Source organism: Vibrio sp. 2433-A1 (assembly GCF_056726085.1).
In genome coordinates, this window is record NZ_JBRESC010000004.1 from 135,126 (window position 1) to 150,401 (window position 15,276).

General features: G+C 45.0%; 14 protein-coding genes. 3 read left to right on the forward strand and 11 right to left on the reverse strand.

The features are described 5' to 3' along the window. Positions 1-95: 95 nt before the first annotated feature. Positions 96-1,982 carry a sensor domain-containing phosphodiesterase gene (locus ACU01J_RS05835; RefSeq protein WP_481084810.1) on the reverse strand — a complete coding sequence of 629 codons (1,887 nt, stop codon included), beginning with the start codon at positions 1,980-1,982 and terminating at the stop codon, positions 96-98. Between the two features lie 97 nt (positions 1,983-2,079). Here ACU01J_RS05835 and ACU01J_RS05840 point away from each other — a divergent pair, with 97 nt between their 5' ends. Continuing rightward, positions 2,080-2,499, forward strand: a complete 420-nt coding sequence (locus ACU01J_RS05840; protein WP_481084811.1) for a DUF1028 domain-containing protein — start codon at positions 2,080-2,082, stop codon at positions 2,497-2,499. Positions 2,500-2,586: 87 nt separating this feature from the next. Here the strand turns inward: ACU01J_RS05840 and ACU01J_RS05845 are convergent, their stop codons facing one another. From ACU01J_RS05845 to ACU01J_RS05870, 6 genes are all read right to left on the reverse strand, one after another. Further along, positions 2,587-3,522 (reverse strand): alpha/beta hydrolase, encoded by a 936-nt coding sequence (locus ACU01J_RS05845; RefSeq protein WP_481084812.1) that lies wholly within the window; start codon positions 3,520-3,522, stop codon positions 2,587-2,589. 9 nt (positions 3,523-3,531) lie between these two features. Beyond that, the gene (locus tag ACU01J_RS05850; RefSeq protein ID WP_481084813.1) at positions 3,532-4,734 is read right to left on the reverse strand and encodes an MFS transporter; all 1,203 of its coding nucleotides are present in this window, start codon (positions 4,732-4,734) and stop codon (positions 3,532-3,534) included. A 183-nt stretch (positions 4,735-4,917) separates the two neighbouring features. After that, complete coding sequence (fabV, locus tag ACU01J_RS05855) at positions 4,918-6,114, reverse strand: enoyl-ACP reductase FabV (RefSeq protein ID WP_481084814.1); 1,197 nt, start codon at positions 6,112-6,114, stop codon at positions 4,918-4,920. A 16-nt stretch (positions 6,115-6,130) separates the two neighbouring features. Further along, the gene (locus ACU01J_RS05860) at positions 6,131-6,547 is read right to left on the reverse strand and encodes a MaoC family dehydratase (protein ID WP_481084815.1); all 417 of its coding nucleotides are present in this window, start codon (positions 6,545-6,547) and stop codon (positions 6,131-6,133) included. A 90-nt stretch (positions 6,548-6,637) separates the two neighbouring features. After that, positions 6,638-8,245 carry an acyl CoA:acetate/3-ketoacid CoA transferase gene (locus tag ACU01J_RS05865; protein ID WP_481084816.1) on the reverse strand — a complete coding sequence of 536 codons (1,608 nt, stop codon included), beginning with the start codon at positions 8,243-8,245 and terminating at the stop codon, positions 6,638-6,640. 176 nt (positions 8,246-8,421) lie between these two features. After that, positions 8,422-9,330, reverse strand: a complete 909-nt coding sequence (locus tag ACU01J_RS05870) for a LysR family transcriptional regulator (protein WP_481084817.1) — start codon at positions 9,328-9,330, stop codon at positions 8,422-8,424. A gap of 298 nt (positions 9,331-9,628) precedes the next feature. Between ACU01J_RS05870 and ACU01J_RS05875 the strand changes: the two genes are divergently transcribed. Further along, complete coding sequence (locus ACU01J_RS05875; RefSeq protein ID WP_481084818.1) at positions 9,629-10,363, forward strand: beta-ketoacyl-ACP reductase; 735 nt, start codon at positions 9,629-9,631, stop codon at positions 10,361-10,363. 12 nt (positions 10,364-10,375) lie between these two features. Then, on the forward strand, positions 10,376-11,587 hold the full coding sequence (locus ACU01J_RS05880) for an acetyl-CoA C-acetyltransferase (protein ID WP_481084819.1): 1,212 nt from the start codon (positions 10,376-10,378) through the stop codon (positions 11,585-11,587). 100 nt (positions 11,588-11,687) lie between these two features. On the opposite strand, the gene ACU01J_RS05885 is transcribed toward ACU01J_RS05880, so the two are convergent. From ACU01J_RS05885 to ACU01J_RS05900, 4 genes are read right to left on the reverse strand one after another with little or no spacing between them, the layout of a single operon-like run. After that, positions 11,688-12,911: a beta-ketoacyl-ACP synthase gene (locus ACU01J_RS05885; RefSeq protein WP_481084820.1), complete on the reverse strand. Its 1,224-nt coding sequence runs from the start codon at positions 12,909-12,911 to the stop codon at positions 11,688-11,690. Continuing rightward, the gene (locus ACU01J_RS05890) at positions 12,908-13,633 is read right to left on the reverse strand and encodes a 3-ketoacyl-ACP reductase FabG2 (protein WP_481084821.1); all 726 of its coding nucleotides are present in this window, start codon (positions 13,631-13,633) and stop codon (positions 12,908-12,910) included. Before ACU01J_RS05890 ends, ACU01J_RS05885 begins: the two co-directional genes overlap by 4 nt. Continuing rightward, positions 13,630-14,094 (reverse strand): hotdog family protein, encoded by a 465-nt coding sequence (locus ACU01J_RS05895; RefSeq protein WP_481084822.1) that lies wholly within the window; start codon positions 14,092-14,094, stop codon positions 13,630-13,632. The genes ACU01J_RS05890 and ACU01J_RS05895 overlap by 4 nt, the downstream gene beginning before the upstream one ends. Continuing rightward, complete coding sequence (locus ACU01J_RS05900; RefSeq protein ID WP_481084823.1) at positions 14,087-15,274, reverse strand: beta-ketoacyl-[acyl-carrier-protein] synthase family protein; 1,188 nt, start codon at positions 15,272-15,274, stop codon at positions 14,087-14,089. Before ACU01J_RS05900 ends, ACU01J_RS05895 begins: the two co-directional genes overlap by 8 nt. Positions 15,275-15,276: the final 2 nt, after the last annotated feature.

Sequence of the window (15,276 nt, forward strand, 5' to 3'; positions counted from 1 at the left end):
TATTTATATTCAGTGATCGCTTTGGTGCGTAATTCCATTGAACTTAATCAGGACCTTACGATCTGAACGGCAATACCTATAACGTTTGACGGTGATTACAGTCCACTGGTCATTTGTTGCGTAAACTCGTCAGCAGGAACGGCTTTGCCATACAAAAAGCCTTGAGCATAGTTGCATTCTTCGGTTCGGATGAAGTCTTCTTGATACCGCTCTTCTACCCCTTCAGCTATCACCATCATATTGAGTTTGTGCGCCATTGCGATAATGGCTCTGGTAAGCTCTCGGTTGTGTTGATTGTGTTCTAACTGATTGATAAAGCTGCGATCAATTTTTAGCGTATCGAAAGCGTACTTTTGCAGATAACTGAGTGAAGAGTACCCGGTACCAAAATCATCAAGAGAAATGCTGAAGCCGAATTGACGCAACTGAGCGAGGACATTTTGCGCATACTCTTCATCTTGCAGCAGGATGCCTTCTGTTAGCTCCAATTCAACGCACTTCGCTGGCAGTTGGTAAAGATCAATAATGTCTTGTAAGTGTTGTACAAAGTGTCGTTCTTGGAATTGGATTGGTGAGATGTTGATGGCCACTTTAAACGAGTGCGGGGATATGTGATGCCATTGTGCGGCTTGTTTCAGCGCTTGATGCAAAACGAAGTAGCCGATTTCTATTATTTGTCCGTTACTTTCCGCTAGAGGAATAAAACGGTCTGGCGAGACTTGCCCCAGCGTTGGATTGCTCCATCGTAACAGCGCTTCAGCACCAATGATTTTCCCCCCTTGTTTGAGACAGATGATCGGCTGGAAATGGACTTCGAGTTCGTTGTTCTTCAACGCCTTAGAAAGATGTGATTCAAGTCGTAAGCGCTCTTCGGCGGCTTTTTGTGCAGCAAAATTAAAGTAGGCGACCTGCAAACCCTCGTTTTTACCTTCACTCATTGCGGAGCAGGCTCGCTGAATGAGGCTGAACGAGTCTGTTGCATCTAATGGGGCCACTGCGATACCTAAATTACATTGCAAATTGATACTCATACCATTGACGCTAAAAGGTTGGGTGCACGCATTGGTAATTCGTTCTATGGCTTGTTCTTGAAGTTTGGGTGTACGCAGATGCTGGGCGGCCAGAACGAAATCAGAGCCAACAATTCTGGCCAGTTTCCACTTTTTGGGCAGCTTGTGGCAGATCCGTTGGCTCAGTGACGACAAAATCTGATCACCGAACATGTAACCATAGCTTGCGTTAACAAACTTAAAGTTTCTCAAACTGAAATAAATCAGGGTAATTTGTTCATCGTCTTCTAGATAAGCCATCTGTTTAGCGAGGTCGTCCGCCAGTGTGATTCGATTGGGGAGTTTAGTGAGCGGGTCGTAGTGAAGGTGAAAATCCAAGTGGTTTTCCGCAGCGGTACGTTGCTCAATTTCTGTGAGTAAACGGCTGCTGAGATCGGCAAGTGTCTTGGTTCTTTCTGCGACTTTGTTTTCTAACTCCTGATTGAATTGGGTAAGCTCTTCTTTGCGATATAGGGTTTCAAGTTGACCTTCGATAGCTGTTTGAAAGCGAGCAAGTAGCGACATTGCATCTTCATCAAAGTAGCGTTCTTGGCTGTCAAGCATGCAGATAGTCCCAAAGGGGGTATCATCTGGCCAAAACACAGGCATTCCGCAGTAACAAATCATACCTAGCTTAATGTCTGGATTATGATCCCAATCAGGATCGTTGAGGGCATTGGGGACGTTCAGCATACGCCGCTCGCGAATCACGGTTTCACAATACAGACCATGCCCAAGCGAGTCCTTTGCATTTGGTGCGTAGGGGTTGTTTTCGCTTCGACTGCTAGAAAACACCTCAATGTCATTTTCGTGAATACGCATGATTAGCGAAGCCGGGCACTGTGTCATTTTGGCAACCAAATCAACAATTTCTTGCCAGCTCTTGAGTACAGAATCCGGAACGACTAATTGAGCGGTATCTATGTCTGCCATGACGCATATCCCTTGTTTGATTGTGAAGGTATTTATTCTGCAATGAGGTGATTTGCTTTGCCCTATTGAGTATAGGTGATATGAACCTATACTTACTGTGAATGTCTTCACTGTTCTTTATCAGGTATCTACTTCTCACCCACCTAGAGGTATAGCGGTTGCTGGCAACATGCTTGAAAGTGGTGCTGTACTGCACGCTTTTATCCAGCGCTTTATTGAAGTAGTAACACTTAACCCTCAGCAAGTGTATCAAGGTCATTGCCCGGAATATAAAGAGAGATATGAAGAAACATTGCCAGAAATGTTGATTGATGCTCTGAGCCGGTCACTTATGACAGGAGGGGATAAACGAGGTACTTATTCGGCGTCATTGCGCATTGAGAGTCTTACACGTGCTCCTATCGATATTCGTGTTGACTGGTCCGATGGTAGCTTGATTGATGATCTCACCAAGGTGCTTTCTAAAGTCAGAGAAATCAGTTTTCAACAATTTCTCGATCAGTTGCCAAATTGCTGATTGCTATTCTAGCTTCATTGTAAAAGGACTGGTGATGACCAGTCCTTTTTCTTATTCAGCCTCTAGATGAGAGAGATGGTTCGAAAATTAGCGATTTAGAAAATTGCTAATTTTCTGATAGGTCAGTTGACACTCTTCTTTTACAAGATCTTCCATGTTAATGAAAGTATGAATCATATCTGGAAAGTGATAATGCTCGACTTTCACCCCAGCTTTTTTTGCCGTTTCACAGTAAGCCAAGCCTTCATCTCTAAGTGGGCAGAACTCTGTGGTAAACAGTAACGTATCGGGCAGATCTGCTGTCATTGGCTGATACAGTGGTGAGGCTTGCTTGCGATCTTCATCATGTTGGAAGTAGTTGTCGAAGTACCAAGCAACTTTGCCTTTTTGCAATAAATAGCCGGTGCCGTTCTCATCCATCGAGTGACTGTCCATAGTGTAGTCGAGACTTGGATAGATCAGTATCTGCTTATCAATCGTAACGTGTTGATCAAATTGAGCTTTGGCACTAACAGTTGCGACTATTGCACCACCACCAGAATCGCCTGCAATAGAAAGGTTTGGTAGGTATTTCAGCTGGCGTTGATTCAACGTTGGCCACAGGTTTTGAACTACAGAGTAGGCATCATTGATGCCTGCTGGGTAAGGGCACTCTGGTGCGAGGCGATATTCCACTGCAACAACAATATGATTAGTGGCTAACGCTAGTTTACGACAAATAGGATCATAAACACTCACACTTCCGGACATATGACCACCGCCGTGGTAATACACCAGTACAGGTAGTGCGTTACTTGGTTGAGGGTGGTAGATGCGTACAGGAACAGGATATTCACCTCCTGCAACAATGTCATCTTGAATCCATTCTACCGCCGGAATATCAGTGACCAACCCTTTGGTTAAGTTTGCTAAACCTTCGCGAGCATTGATTGCATTTGGTTTGAAACCATTCTCGACCAGTTGACTTACTGAAACATTGAAGTGATCTAACCAAGCTTTTAATTTAGGACTAACTTGACGCATAGTAGCTCCTTAACAGCGTTTAGGTTCAGCATTGACGGCTTGAGGCTTCTTGCCTGTTTCTGGTAAGAAGAGGCTAGCGAGAAAGAAAGAGGACGAGCAAATTACAGCGAAGGTAGCAGCATATGCAATGTTACCTGTCTTATCGGCTAAAACGCCTGCGAAATACATCAATATGGTTTCAAGTAAGTAAGAAATTGACCAGAACATGCCAAAGATTACGGTTATACGTCCCATTGTCATATTTGGAAGCTCTTGTGGTAATGTCACTAATGATGTCATAGGGATAAACATAAAGAACCCTGCCATAAATGCAGCAATATAAGCAATAGGGGCGCTAGCTGTCGTGATCATCAGTGCCGCGAATGCAGTCATGGCTATGCCACAGTAACGAATTACAGGGACGCGTAGTGGGTAGCGTTTAGCGACAATAATACCGACGATAGTACCGACCATGCCAGCACCTACCATTATAGATGATAAATATTTTGCTTCAGCTGCAAACGTTGGAACTAGTGGGAATAGGGCAAAAATAGAGATGTAACAAAACAGCAGGCCTGAGTAAGCAATAGGTAACCACCAGTTCACAGGTTCCTTAATGCCATCTTTTAGCGTATACACGGCTTGTTCTTTATCATCAGCAGTGTTGCTTGATAGAGAGAAGTCGTCACTGATAAACCACCAAACGACAAGGATAGCGAAGCTAATGCCTGAAATAGCTAAAATAACATTTTGCCAATCACCTAGGTTAGCGAGTAGTGAGCCAGTAAACAGGATAGCGAGCAGGTTTCCCATGTTAAAAGCTGCCGCATTGATGCCATTGATAAGTGGGCGTTCTTCAGCAGAGAAGTATTTGATGACAATTGGGTTAAAGTAAACAATGGCAAATGCACCACCAAATCCCATCACTAAACGTGAGAATACGTATAAAGGGTAGTTTGAGGCGAAAGCACCAATTGCCCCTGCAACGATAAGTAATGAAGCGACGGTAAAGGCTTTTTTGGGCCCCATTTTAACGAGTAGCCAAGCCGCAGTTAAGTTACCTATAATCTTAGCAATAGTGATGGCATTATTCATCCATGTTGCTGCTGCCATTCCTTCAATGTTGTAGTAGGCCATGATGTCCTTGGTCATCATTGAGCCGGCTACCCAAGACATTGCAAATAATGCGTAGGTGAGAAATATCGTCAATTCAATAAGATGTTTCTTGCTCATAATGTGTACCTTGTAGGGTAATGTTAAATTTATTATTAAGGTTAATAATACCCCTTTTAAAAGTGGGGATTATCCTTTGTTTGCAATAATGAATTGTGTGAAGTAGCTCTCTTTTTAATTTTTGCTATTCAACGAGAAGCAATATCCCCGCATGAGAGCGGGGATGAGCGGAGAGTCTATTTATTACGGTTGCAAGGTTTCTAGCATGTTGATGTCAACAGGAGCGTCATAATCAACTTCACTAAAACCAAAACCATTCAGTTGTAAAAAGTCGAGTTTATAGCCCGCATAGTCACCAATTTGAGTAAAGTTGTCAGCGGTCATCTGTGCCATGAGGACTTCCACTTGTTGCTGTGTCTCTGGATCCAGTTCCCAGTCATCAATACGAATTAAACGTGCTTCATCGACAGGCACTGTTTCTTGGTATAAGCGGTTAGAGAATAAACGTTGCATTTGCTCGATACAGCCTTCATGGGTACCTTTCTCTTTCATTACTTTAAACAGTGAGAGAATGTATGGTGAGAAAGCAGGAATAAAGACACTTGCTTTTGTTACTAGAGCCTTACAGACTGAGACGTAAGCCTCTCCGCCAAGTTGATTAAGTTTTTGATTCAATTCATCAGCGGTGCGGTGTAGGTGAGCTTTAGCTTTCCCTAATGTACCTTTGTGATAGATAGGGTAGGTGACTTCAGCACCAATATATGAGTACGCCACTGTCTTACAGCCTTGTGCTAGCACTCCGGCGTCTGCTAGGATTTCGATCCAACTTTGCCAATCTTCACCACCCATCACTTTGATGGTTGATTCCATCTCTTCTGGCGAAGCTGAACCCACCTCCATTGACTCTAAACAGTCTTTTTCAATATTAATTGTTGGGCCGACAACTGGTTCACCAGAAGTTTTAATTGCTGAGCGCCATAGCTCACCGGTTTCTGGATTGGGTCTCACGCCTGTCGCTAAGCTGTAAACCACTAGATCTACTTGTCCACCAAATTCAGTTTGAATGTAGTCAATCACTTGCTGACGCATTTCGGTAGAGAACGCATCCCCAACAAAGTTTTTAGCAATCAGCCCTTCTTTTTCAGCTTCTTGGCGGAAGTAGATATTGTTGTACCAGCCTGCAGTACCCACGCCTTTTTCACTTGGACCACGTTCGAAAGAGACACCGATAGTATCAGCATGTGCACCACCAAAAGCGAGGCTGATGCGCGAAGCTAATCCGAAACCAGATGATGCACCTAAGATCAATACCTTTTTTGGTCCTTGTGAAATCTGTTCAGCATTTTTCACGTAATTAATTTGGTTCAGTACTGACTGATGACAGCCTACAGGGTGAGAAGAGCGTGCAACCACGCCTTTAATTTGAGGTTTAATAATCATGATGAATCCTTAAGTATTACTGTTTAGGAGGCATAACAGTCGCTATGCCTTCAATAACGATTTTGTTATTTTGATTAATGCTGCGCGTCGCGAGTTTAGCGATGTTCTTCTCACGGTTAATTTCGATAATTTCTACTTCGGCGCGAATAGTGTCGCCGATATAAACCGGCGCAGTGAATTTCAGCTCTTGCCCTAAATAGATAGTGCCAGGACCTGGTAGCTGCATGCCGAGAACGGCAGAGGTTAATCCTGATACCATTATCCCGTGAGCTACACGGCTACCGAAGATGCTATTCTGCCCAGCAATTTGGCTGACATGGACAGGGTTTATATCGCCACTGATGCCACAGAACATCTGAATGTCAGACTCACTAATAGTTTTTTCAAAGTATGCACTTTGACCCAGCTCAAGCTGGTTAATGGAATAACTCATAATGGTGTTTCTCATAGAAGTAGTTTTGCAATAAGAACGGTGATTCTCATGGCAAAACCCTCTCCCCTAGCAAAAGGGGAGAGCTAGTGTTTATGCTGTTACAGTTTGTGCAGTGAGTTTGCAGTTTTCATAGGCTTGTTGAGCAGAGTCGAATGTAAGCCCCATAGGTTGGTCATGGAAAATGCGAGAGTCCATTAGCTTAAGATCTGGGCTAACAATAGGTTTGAAGGCCATTTGAGCTAAGACATCTTTTTCAAGATCGATACCTGGCGCGATTTCGATCAACTCAAGACTTTGTTTGCCTAGTTTAAATACCGCACGTTCGGTGATGTAGAGCACGGGTTTGTTGTTACGTCTTGCCACCTCAGCAGAAAAAGTGATTTGCTGCACTTGGTCAATGAGCTTTTGAATATGGCCATCGGTGATGATTTTTAGTTCACCATTTCCGGTTTTAATTTCAAGCTTGCCCGCAGTAAAAGTGCCGCAGAAGAACACTTGTTTAGCATTCTGCGTGATATTGATAAAGCCGCCACATCCGGCGATTTTAGTGCCAAATTTAGATACGTTGAGGTTACCAAATTGGTCACATTCAGCTAATCCAAGGAAGGCCTGATCAATGCCACCACCATCATAAAAATCAAACATTTGATCTTGCGTAATGACTGACTCTGGGAAGGCTGAAGCACCAAAACTTAATCCCCCAGCAGGTGTTCCACCGATCGCACCTGGCTCGACGGTTGCGATCATTTGATCAGTAATACCTTCTTCATCGGTGACTTCAGCAATAACTTCAGGTACCCCAATACCATAATTGAGGATCGCGCCTTGTTTAAGTTCCATTGCGGCTCGTCGAGCGATGATTTTCTTTGCATCCAAACGGCGAACTGAAGAGGCCTTTTCAGTGGCTTGGCCGCGACCGCAGTAGGCAGGGTTCATTTCTTCTGCAAAAGTTTGCATGTGCGTTTCTGGTTCCGCGACAACCACTGCGTCAACAAAGATACCGGGAATACGCACTTGTTGAGGGTCAAGTGTACCAGCTTTAACTACCTGCTTGACTTGGACAATAACAGTACCACCTAAGTTACTCACTAGTTGAGCTGCGGCAAGGTTTTCCAAAAATAGACATTCGTCTTCCATGGTAATGTTGCCGTTCTCATCGGCGGTAGTACCCCGAAGTAATGCTACATTTGGGTTAATACGTTTGTAGAATAAGAATTCCTCGCCATCAATAGTCATGACAGAAACGCGATCTTGCTTAGTGACTTGGTTGATTTTTCCGCCACCGAGACGAGGGTCAACAAAAGTACCTAACCCGACGTGAGATAAAGTGCCAGGCTTACCTGCAGCGGAATCACGTAGGAGTTGAGCAATCACGCCCTGTGGGAAGTTATAGCCTTGGATTTGGTCGTCATTGGCTAATTGCTGTAGCCTTGGGATTAGGCCCCAGTGACCACCGTATGCCATGCTGACCATGCCCGGATGAGAGAGATGATTGGTGGCTTTATCGACACCATTGCCTTGGCCTGCAGTAAAATAGAGTTCTAGATTGCTCGGGTGGCCTGTAGTTAAGTAACGCTCACCTATAGCTTTTTCGATAGCCTCAGGGACTACGGCACCAATAAAGCCGCCTAGCACTACTCTATCACCATCATTGATTAAATCTGAAGCTTGTAGGGCTGTTAACACTTTTATTTTCATTATTCGTTTTCCTTCTGGAAAATAGTATTGCTTGGAGCAGATAGGAAAAGTGTATTGACTTATGATTAATGAAAAAATAGACAATAAAAGGAAAGATAATTGCGTTTAAGGGATAATATGAGTTAGGACAAGATGAACATAAAGAGCAGCTTGGTGGGCTGCTCTAGATATGGCTATCATTCTGCTTCGGCGATTTCTCTCACACGTTTGATTAGGTAATCCTTAAAGTTAAGGCAGCGTATAGGCATCTGTTTTCTTGGTCGATAGTAGAGGCTAAACTCGAATTCACTGTTGGTATATTCACGTAATACGGGCATCAATGAACCCTCATCGAGTTCACTTTCTATCAGGCGTACTGGCAGATAGCCTATACCGCCACCATTGAGTGCAACTGTTTTTATGAATTGGCTGTCTTCCACTTCGACTGTCTGTGCAATATTGACAGTGGTCATCTCTCCATCCCGTTCAAATACCCACTTGCTGCCTCCCACTAGTGTTGATGCATATAGGCAATTATGACGGCGCAAATCTTCAGGCAGGTCAGGTTCACCGTACTTTTCAACGTATTGGGGAGAGCAGCAGGCCATCAGCGGGTATTTTAATAGCGAACGCTTGACCAATAAGCTGTCTTTTTCTTGGAAGCCTTGATAGATAGCACTAGCTCGAATAGCGAAATCAATTTCGTCGATATGATCCATATCAAAGGCTGTTTCCATAATACGGAAAGTGACATGTGGATGTTGCTGCAAATACTCACCGACGATAGTGCTAAGAAAGTCACGAGCAAATAGTGGGGTAGAGGCAATGCGTATGATACCGCGATCGTCGTTACCGAGATTTTGAATTTCAGTAAATATGTCATCGATTTCGCTATTGACTCGATTAAACCGCTCGAATAAACGCAATCCCGCTTGTGTCGGAACCACTTTACGGGTCGAACGCTTAAGCAAGCTTATTCCCATACTCTCTTCGAGTTCAATGATCCATCGGCTTCCAGCTGATGCCGAAATACCATATTGCTTGGCGGCTAGACTAAATGAGCCAGTGCGAACAACGTGCAGGAAATAGACGATTTTATCGAGCATTATGTTGACCTTAATAATGTATTTGGAGCGTTGGTACTTTGTCGTTTATTCATAAACTAAAGCGCTGTACTTCTATTCGTAAGTTATTGCGACATTCTTGGTTTAAGAATGTTAATAATTGCATCAAGAGCAGGGCGTAATTGCCTATACACAATATAAGATTGTCCCGTTTTTGCAATAGTGTTTTGAGTTGGAATCAGTCAACAAAGCATCATTCACCCCATAGAATAGGTTTACCTACTGCGGGTCAAACTATGCCAAGACGTAGCCTCGCAACCTATCCAAATAAGGTGAAATTATGCTTACCAACAAAATCTGTATTGTAACTGGAGGTGCCCAAGGAATTGGTCGCTGTATCGTTGAAACATTCGCAAAACAGCAGGCTACTATGGTTTATGCCTGCGATATGAACACCGAAGTGGCTCAAGAACTTGAAGCACAGTATAGCAATGTAAAAGTGAAGCAGTTGAACGTTTGTGATCGGAGCGCAATACAAGGCTTGGTTGAAGAGATTCAACTTACTCACGGTAAAGTGGACGTGCTAGTAAATAACGCAGGGATCACTCGTGATAACTTGCTTGATCGCATGACGGAAGATGAGTGGGACGCAGTCATCAACGTAAATCTGAAGGGCGTATTTAATATGACTCAGGCTGTTGCACCGCTTATGATCGAAAATGGTATCGGTTCTATCATTACAATGTCTTCCGTCGTCGGCACTGATGGCAATATTGGCCAAAGCAATTACGGCGCGACTAAAGGTGGTGTCATCGCAATGACTAAGGGTTGGGCAAAAGAGTTTTCTCGTAAAGGCGCACAAGTGCGTGCGAACTGTGTTGCCCCTGGCTTTATTGAAACGCCAATGACCGTCGATCTACCAGAGAAAGTATTAGATTACATGAAAACGAAAACTCCGCTTGGTCGTATGGGTAAACCGGAAGATATTGCCAATGGTGTCGCATTTTTAGCCAGTGACAATGCGAGCTTTATCACTGGTCAGACATTGAAAATCGATGGCGGTCTGGTTATTTAAGAGGGCAGTAGTATGCGAAAAGTTTATATCGTTGCAGCCAAACGTACTGCGCTAGGTAGTTTTGGTGGTAGTCTTGCTGCTACGCCGGCTTGTGAGCTAGGCGGACATGCGATTCGAGCCGCCTTACAACAGGCAAAACTAAAACCAGAATTATTAGATGAAGTCATTGTTGGTAATGTACTTTCAGCTGGACAAGGAATGGGACCTGGTCGCCAAGCCGCTATGTTTGCTGGAGTGCCAGATTCAGTACCAGCATACACACTCAATATGATCTGCGGTAGTGGAATGAAAACCGTGATGGAAGCAGCGAGTAAGATCAAAGCCGGCGATGCTGAGCTTGTCGTTGCTGCAGGTATGGAGAACATGTCCAGTGCGCCTTACGTTCTTGATGGTAAAAACCGTTTTGGTAGTAAGATGGGCCACCAGCAAGTGCTTGATACGATGATCAACGATGGTCTGACTGATGCGTTTAACCAATACCATATGGGTATGACGGCAGAAAATATAGCTGAAAAGTATCAGATAAGTCGTGAGACTCAAGATGAGTTCGCTTTACGCAGCCAACAGCGTGCCGTTGCTGCAATAGAAGCAGGTCGATTTAACGAAGAGATTGTACCTGTTGAGGTTAAACAGAGACGTCAAGTGGTTAGCTTTGATCAAGATGAATATCCACGTCATGATGCGTCAATCGAGAGTTTAGCGAAACTAAAACCAGCATTTCGAAAAGAAGGTAGTGTTACAGCGGGCAACGCATCAGGTATTAACGATGGTGGTGTTGCATTTATCCTTGCTTCGGCAGACGCAGTAGCTGCTCACCATCTTGAACCAATGGCAGAGATTGTAAGCTATGGTCAAGGTGGCCTTGATCCGGCGTACATGGGCTTGGGGCCAGTACCTGCGGTAGAGCAGGCACTAGAACGCGCTAAAATGACCTTGGCTGATATGCAATTGCTCGAGTTAAATGAAGCATTTGCTGCACAAGCTCTGGGTGTTATGCACGGTTTAAGTGAAAAGTATCAATTGCCAATGACGTGGTTCGATGACAAAACTAACGTAAATGGTGGAGCAATCGCTCTTGGTCATCCACTAGGTGCATCAGGCGGCCGTATACTGACTACCTTGCTTTACGAGATGGACAAGCGCCAACTTGAATATGGTTTAGCCTCATTGTGCATTGGCGGTGGTATGGGAACTGCGATTGTGATTAAAAAGGTCACTGTATAAAGTATTAATCGGTTGCAATACTGTCCACTAGGGCAGCTGATGAATAAAAAACGGACTGGCAATGACCAGTCCGTTTTTTCATTTATGGTTGCTAGAGAGATTAGATCTTCTTAAAGATGATCGACGTGTTTATGCCACCAAACGCGAAGTTGTTACTCATTAAGTAATCAACCTCTAGTTCGCGGCCAGTGCCAGTAATGTAGTCTAAGTTGCCACATTGCTCGTCTAGCGATTCTAGGTTTAGTGTTGGGCTAAACCAGCCTGTGTGCATCATCTCTAAGCTTAACCAAGCTTCAATCGCACCACATGCACCAAGTGTATGGCCAAAGTAGCTCTTCAATGAACTGATTGGCACTTTACCTAGAGCGTTGGCTGTTGCGTTACTCTCTGCAATGTCACCGCGGTCCGTTGCTGTGCCGTGCGCTGAAACATAATCGATCTTCTCAGGTTCAATGCCTGCGTCTTGCAGTGCCATTTCCATACAGATTTGCATGGTTTCCATTTGCGGCTGAGTCACGTGAGCGGCATCGCAGTTGCTGGCAAAACCAATGATTTCAGCGTAGATCTTCGCACCGCGCGCCTTCGCATGTTCATACTCTTCTAGTACTAGCGTGCCCGCACCTTCACCAATCACTAGGCCGTCACGGTGGCTGTCATAGGGGCGTGGTGTCGATTTTGGTGCTTCGTTCTTTAAGCTGGTCGCAAACAGAGTATCAAATACTGCTGACTCGGTAGGGCAAAGTTCTTCGGCGCCACCTGCCACCATAACGGTTTGGTAACCATGCTTGATCGCTTCATAAGCGTAACCAATCGCTTGGCTGCCTGATGTACACGCGCTGCTGGTTGGAATCACACGACCTCTTAGGCCGAAGAATAGGCCAACGTTCACCGCAGTCGTATGCGGCATCATTTGCACGTAAGTCGTGGCGGTAATCGCTTTGGTGGTTTTGTCATTGAGCATTACGCCGAATGCACCAATCGCATCGGTACTGCCCGTTGATGAGCCGTAGGCAATACCCGTTTGGCCGTTAGTTAGAATATCGTTACCAATCAGTCCTGATTGAATAAGGGCGTTTTCAGTGGCCACAGTCGCGAGCTTAGAGACTCGACCCATACCGCGAACTTGTTTACGCTTGTAATGCTTTGGCAGTTCAAAGTCATCAACAGGCGCTGCCAGTTTAGTGTTTAGGCCGTCATATTGCTCGTAAGATTCCATGTATTCGGTGGCATTTTCACAAGCACGGAGCTTCGGTTCTACCGCTTGCCAGTCGTTACCAAATGCGGTCACACCTGACATGCCAGTCACTACAACGCGGCGGCTCATACTAGGCCTCCATTTACGGAGATAACTTGGCGGGTCACATAACTGGCGATGTCTGACATTAGGTAGCTAACGAGGCCTGCAACTTCTTCAGGTTCGCCCATGCGACGAAGTGGGATCTGTGGCATTGCGTGTTCTTTGACGTGCTCATCAACCATGCCAGTATCAATCAGACCCGGCGCGACACAGTTAACCGTAATCTTACGCTTAGCAAGTTCTAGCGCCAGTGACTTAGTGGCACCAATCACGCCGGCTTTTGCTGCACTGTAGTTAGTCTGACCACGGTTACCCATTAAGCCAGATACAGATGCTAGGGTCACAATTCGACCACCTTTGCGTTTTTGTACCATTGGCATCACGCAAGGATGCAGTACGTTGTAGAAGCTATCTAGGTTGGTATGAATAACACCATCCCACTCTTCTTCTGTCATCGCAGGGAAGGCAGTATCACGGGTAATCCCCGCGTTGTTTACCACGCCATAGTAGGCACCATGCTGCTCAATATCGGCTTCTAGCTTTTCGCGACACTCTTCGCGATTGCTGATATAAAATTGAATCAGACGGCCATTACCACCATTTTTCTCGATGGTATCTAGGGTATTTTGGGCACCCTTCATATCGCCCATATAGTGGACAACAATGGTAAATCCATCTGTAGCAAGTTGGGTTGCAATTGCTTTACCAATACCCTTGCTGGCACCTGTGACTAGTACTTGTCGGGTCATTGTTGACTCCTGATTTTCATTTCTTGTAATTTTTCTTCTGTTGGCACGTATACGTTAAGTTGGCAGCTTGCCATTATTTGTTGTTCGAATTCAATACGTGCCGTGAATACTGCCATTCCGTTATCTTCCATTACTTTTTCAGCAAAAACATCAAGTCGCTGTCCATTTTGGAATCTATCGCAATGAGAAGAGTAACGACGGCTGCCAAGTAGGAAGCCAATCGGTGGCTGCTCGCCTTTTTGTAACGAGTGGTAGCCAGACCAAGCGGCGACCGACTGAGCCATAAACTCGATTCCGACGTAAGCGGGTAGAGTTTGCGACTCTTGGTCGAAGAATGGGTTTTTAGCACCGATCTCTACTTGGCAATGAATGCTGTCTGTTTGAATATCTAGCGCTTCGTCGATCAGAATCATCGGATCTTCATGCGGCAAGAGTTGATCAATTGAAGGGAAGTTAGTCATGGGTGTAACCAAAAATTAGACTAATGTTATTACCACCAAAAGCAAAAGAGTTACTTAAAATTGCTTTGCCCGCCAGTTTAGTCGGAGCTTCAACCAGTGAAACTTCAATATCGTCAGCTTTATCCTGGCAATGCTGAATTGGTAGTTCTAAATCATGTTTTAAAATATGCCATGCAATGGCGGCTTCAGTAGCGCTCGCTGTGCCAAGAGTGTGGCCAGTAAGAGGTTTGGTTGAACTGACAGGAACGTTTGAGCCAAACAGTCGATAGATGGCTTTGCTTTCCATACTGTCGTTCAGTGGGGTTGCGGTTCCATGGGCGTTGATATATCCGATGTCATCGACCGTCAAACCAGCATCAGAGAGTGCTTTTTTCATCGCCACTTCCGCACCGTTACCCTCAGGATGAGGCGCTGAAATATGGTGAGCGTCAGAGCTGTCTCCAGCGCCAAGTAGAGCGACTAGTGAAGGTTCGTTGCTAACTAACATCAACGCCGCCGATTCTCCGATATTGATGCCGTCACGGTTGGCATTAAATGGCTGACATAAGCTTGGTGACAAGGCTTCTAGGCCGTGAAAACCGTTTAACGTCAGTCGACATAGAGTATCAACACCTCCGACAATCACTGCATCAACAATACCGCTGCGAAGTAATCGCTGAGCCGTGATAAAGACACGACCGCTGGATGAACAAGCGGTCGATATCGCATAACAAGGTCCTGTTAGGCCAAAGTATTGGGCGATGAACTCGCTAGTATTGCCTAACTCTTGCTTGCGGTAGTGATAGCCATTTGGAAACTCGCCAGACTCAATTTGCTGGCTGTAAGCCATTTCGCCATCAGAGATCCCGGAGGTACTGGTGCCGATAACAACCGCAATGCGTGACTGACCAAATTGCTTAATCGCGTGGTGTACAGACTCTTCAATTTGCATTAACGCAGAGAGAGCTAATTGGTTATTGCGAGAGTTAAACTCGATAAGGTGCTGCGGAATAGCGGGTAAAGATTCGCTGACTTGGCCAGTCACGGTACAAGCCCCAGTGTTAAGGGTGTTGGTATCCTTCACCATGTTAGATTGGCGCTGACCACTTAGGCATTGATGGATCTCGGCTGCGTCTGAGCCCATCGCACTGTGAAAGCCACAACTTTGTATAAAAATGGGTCTAGAAATGTTTGTTGTCATGG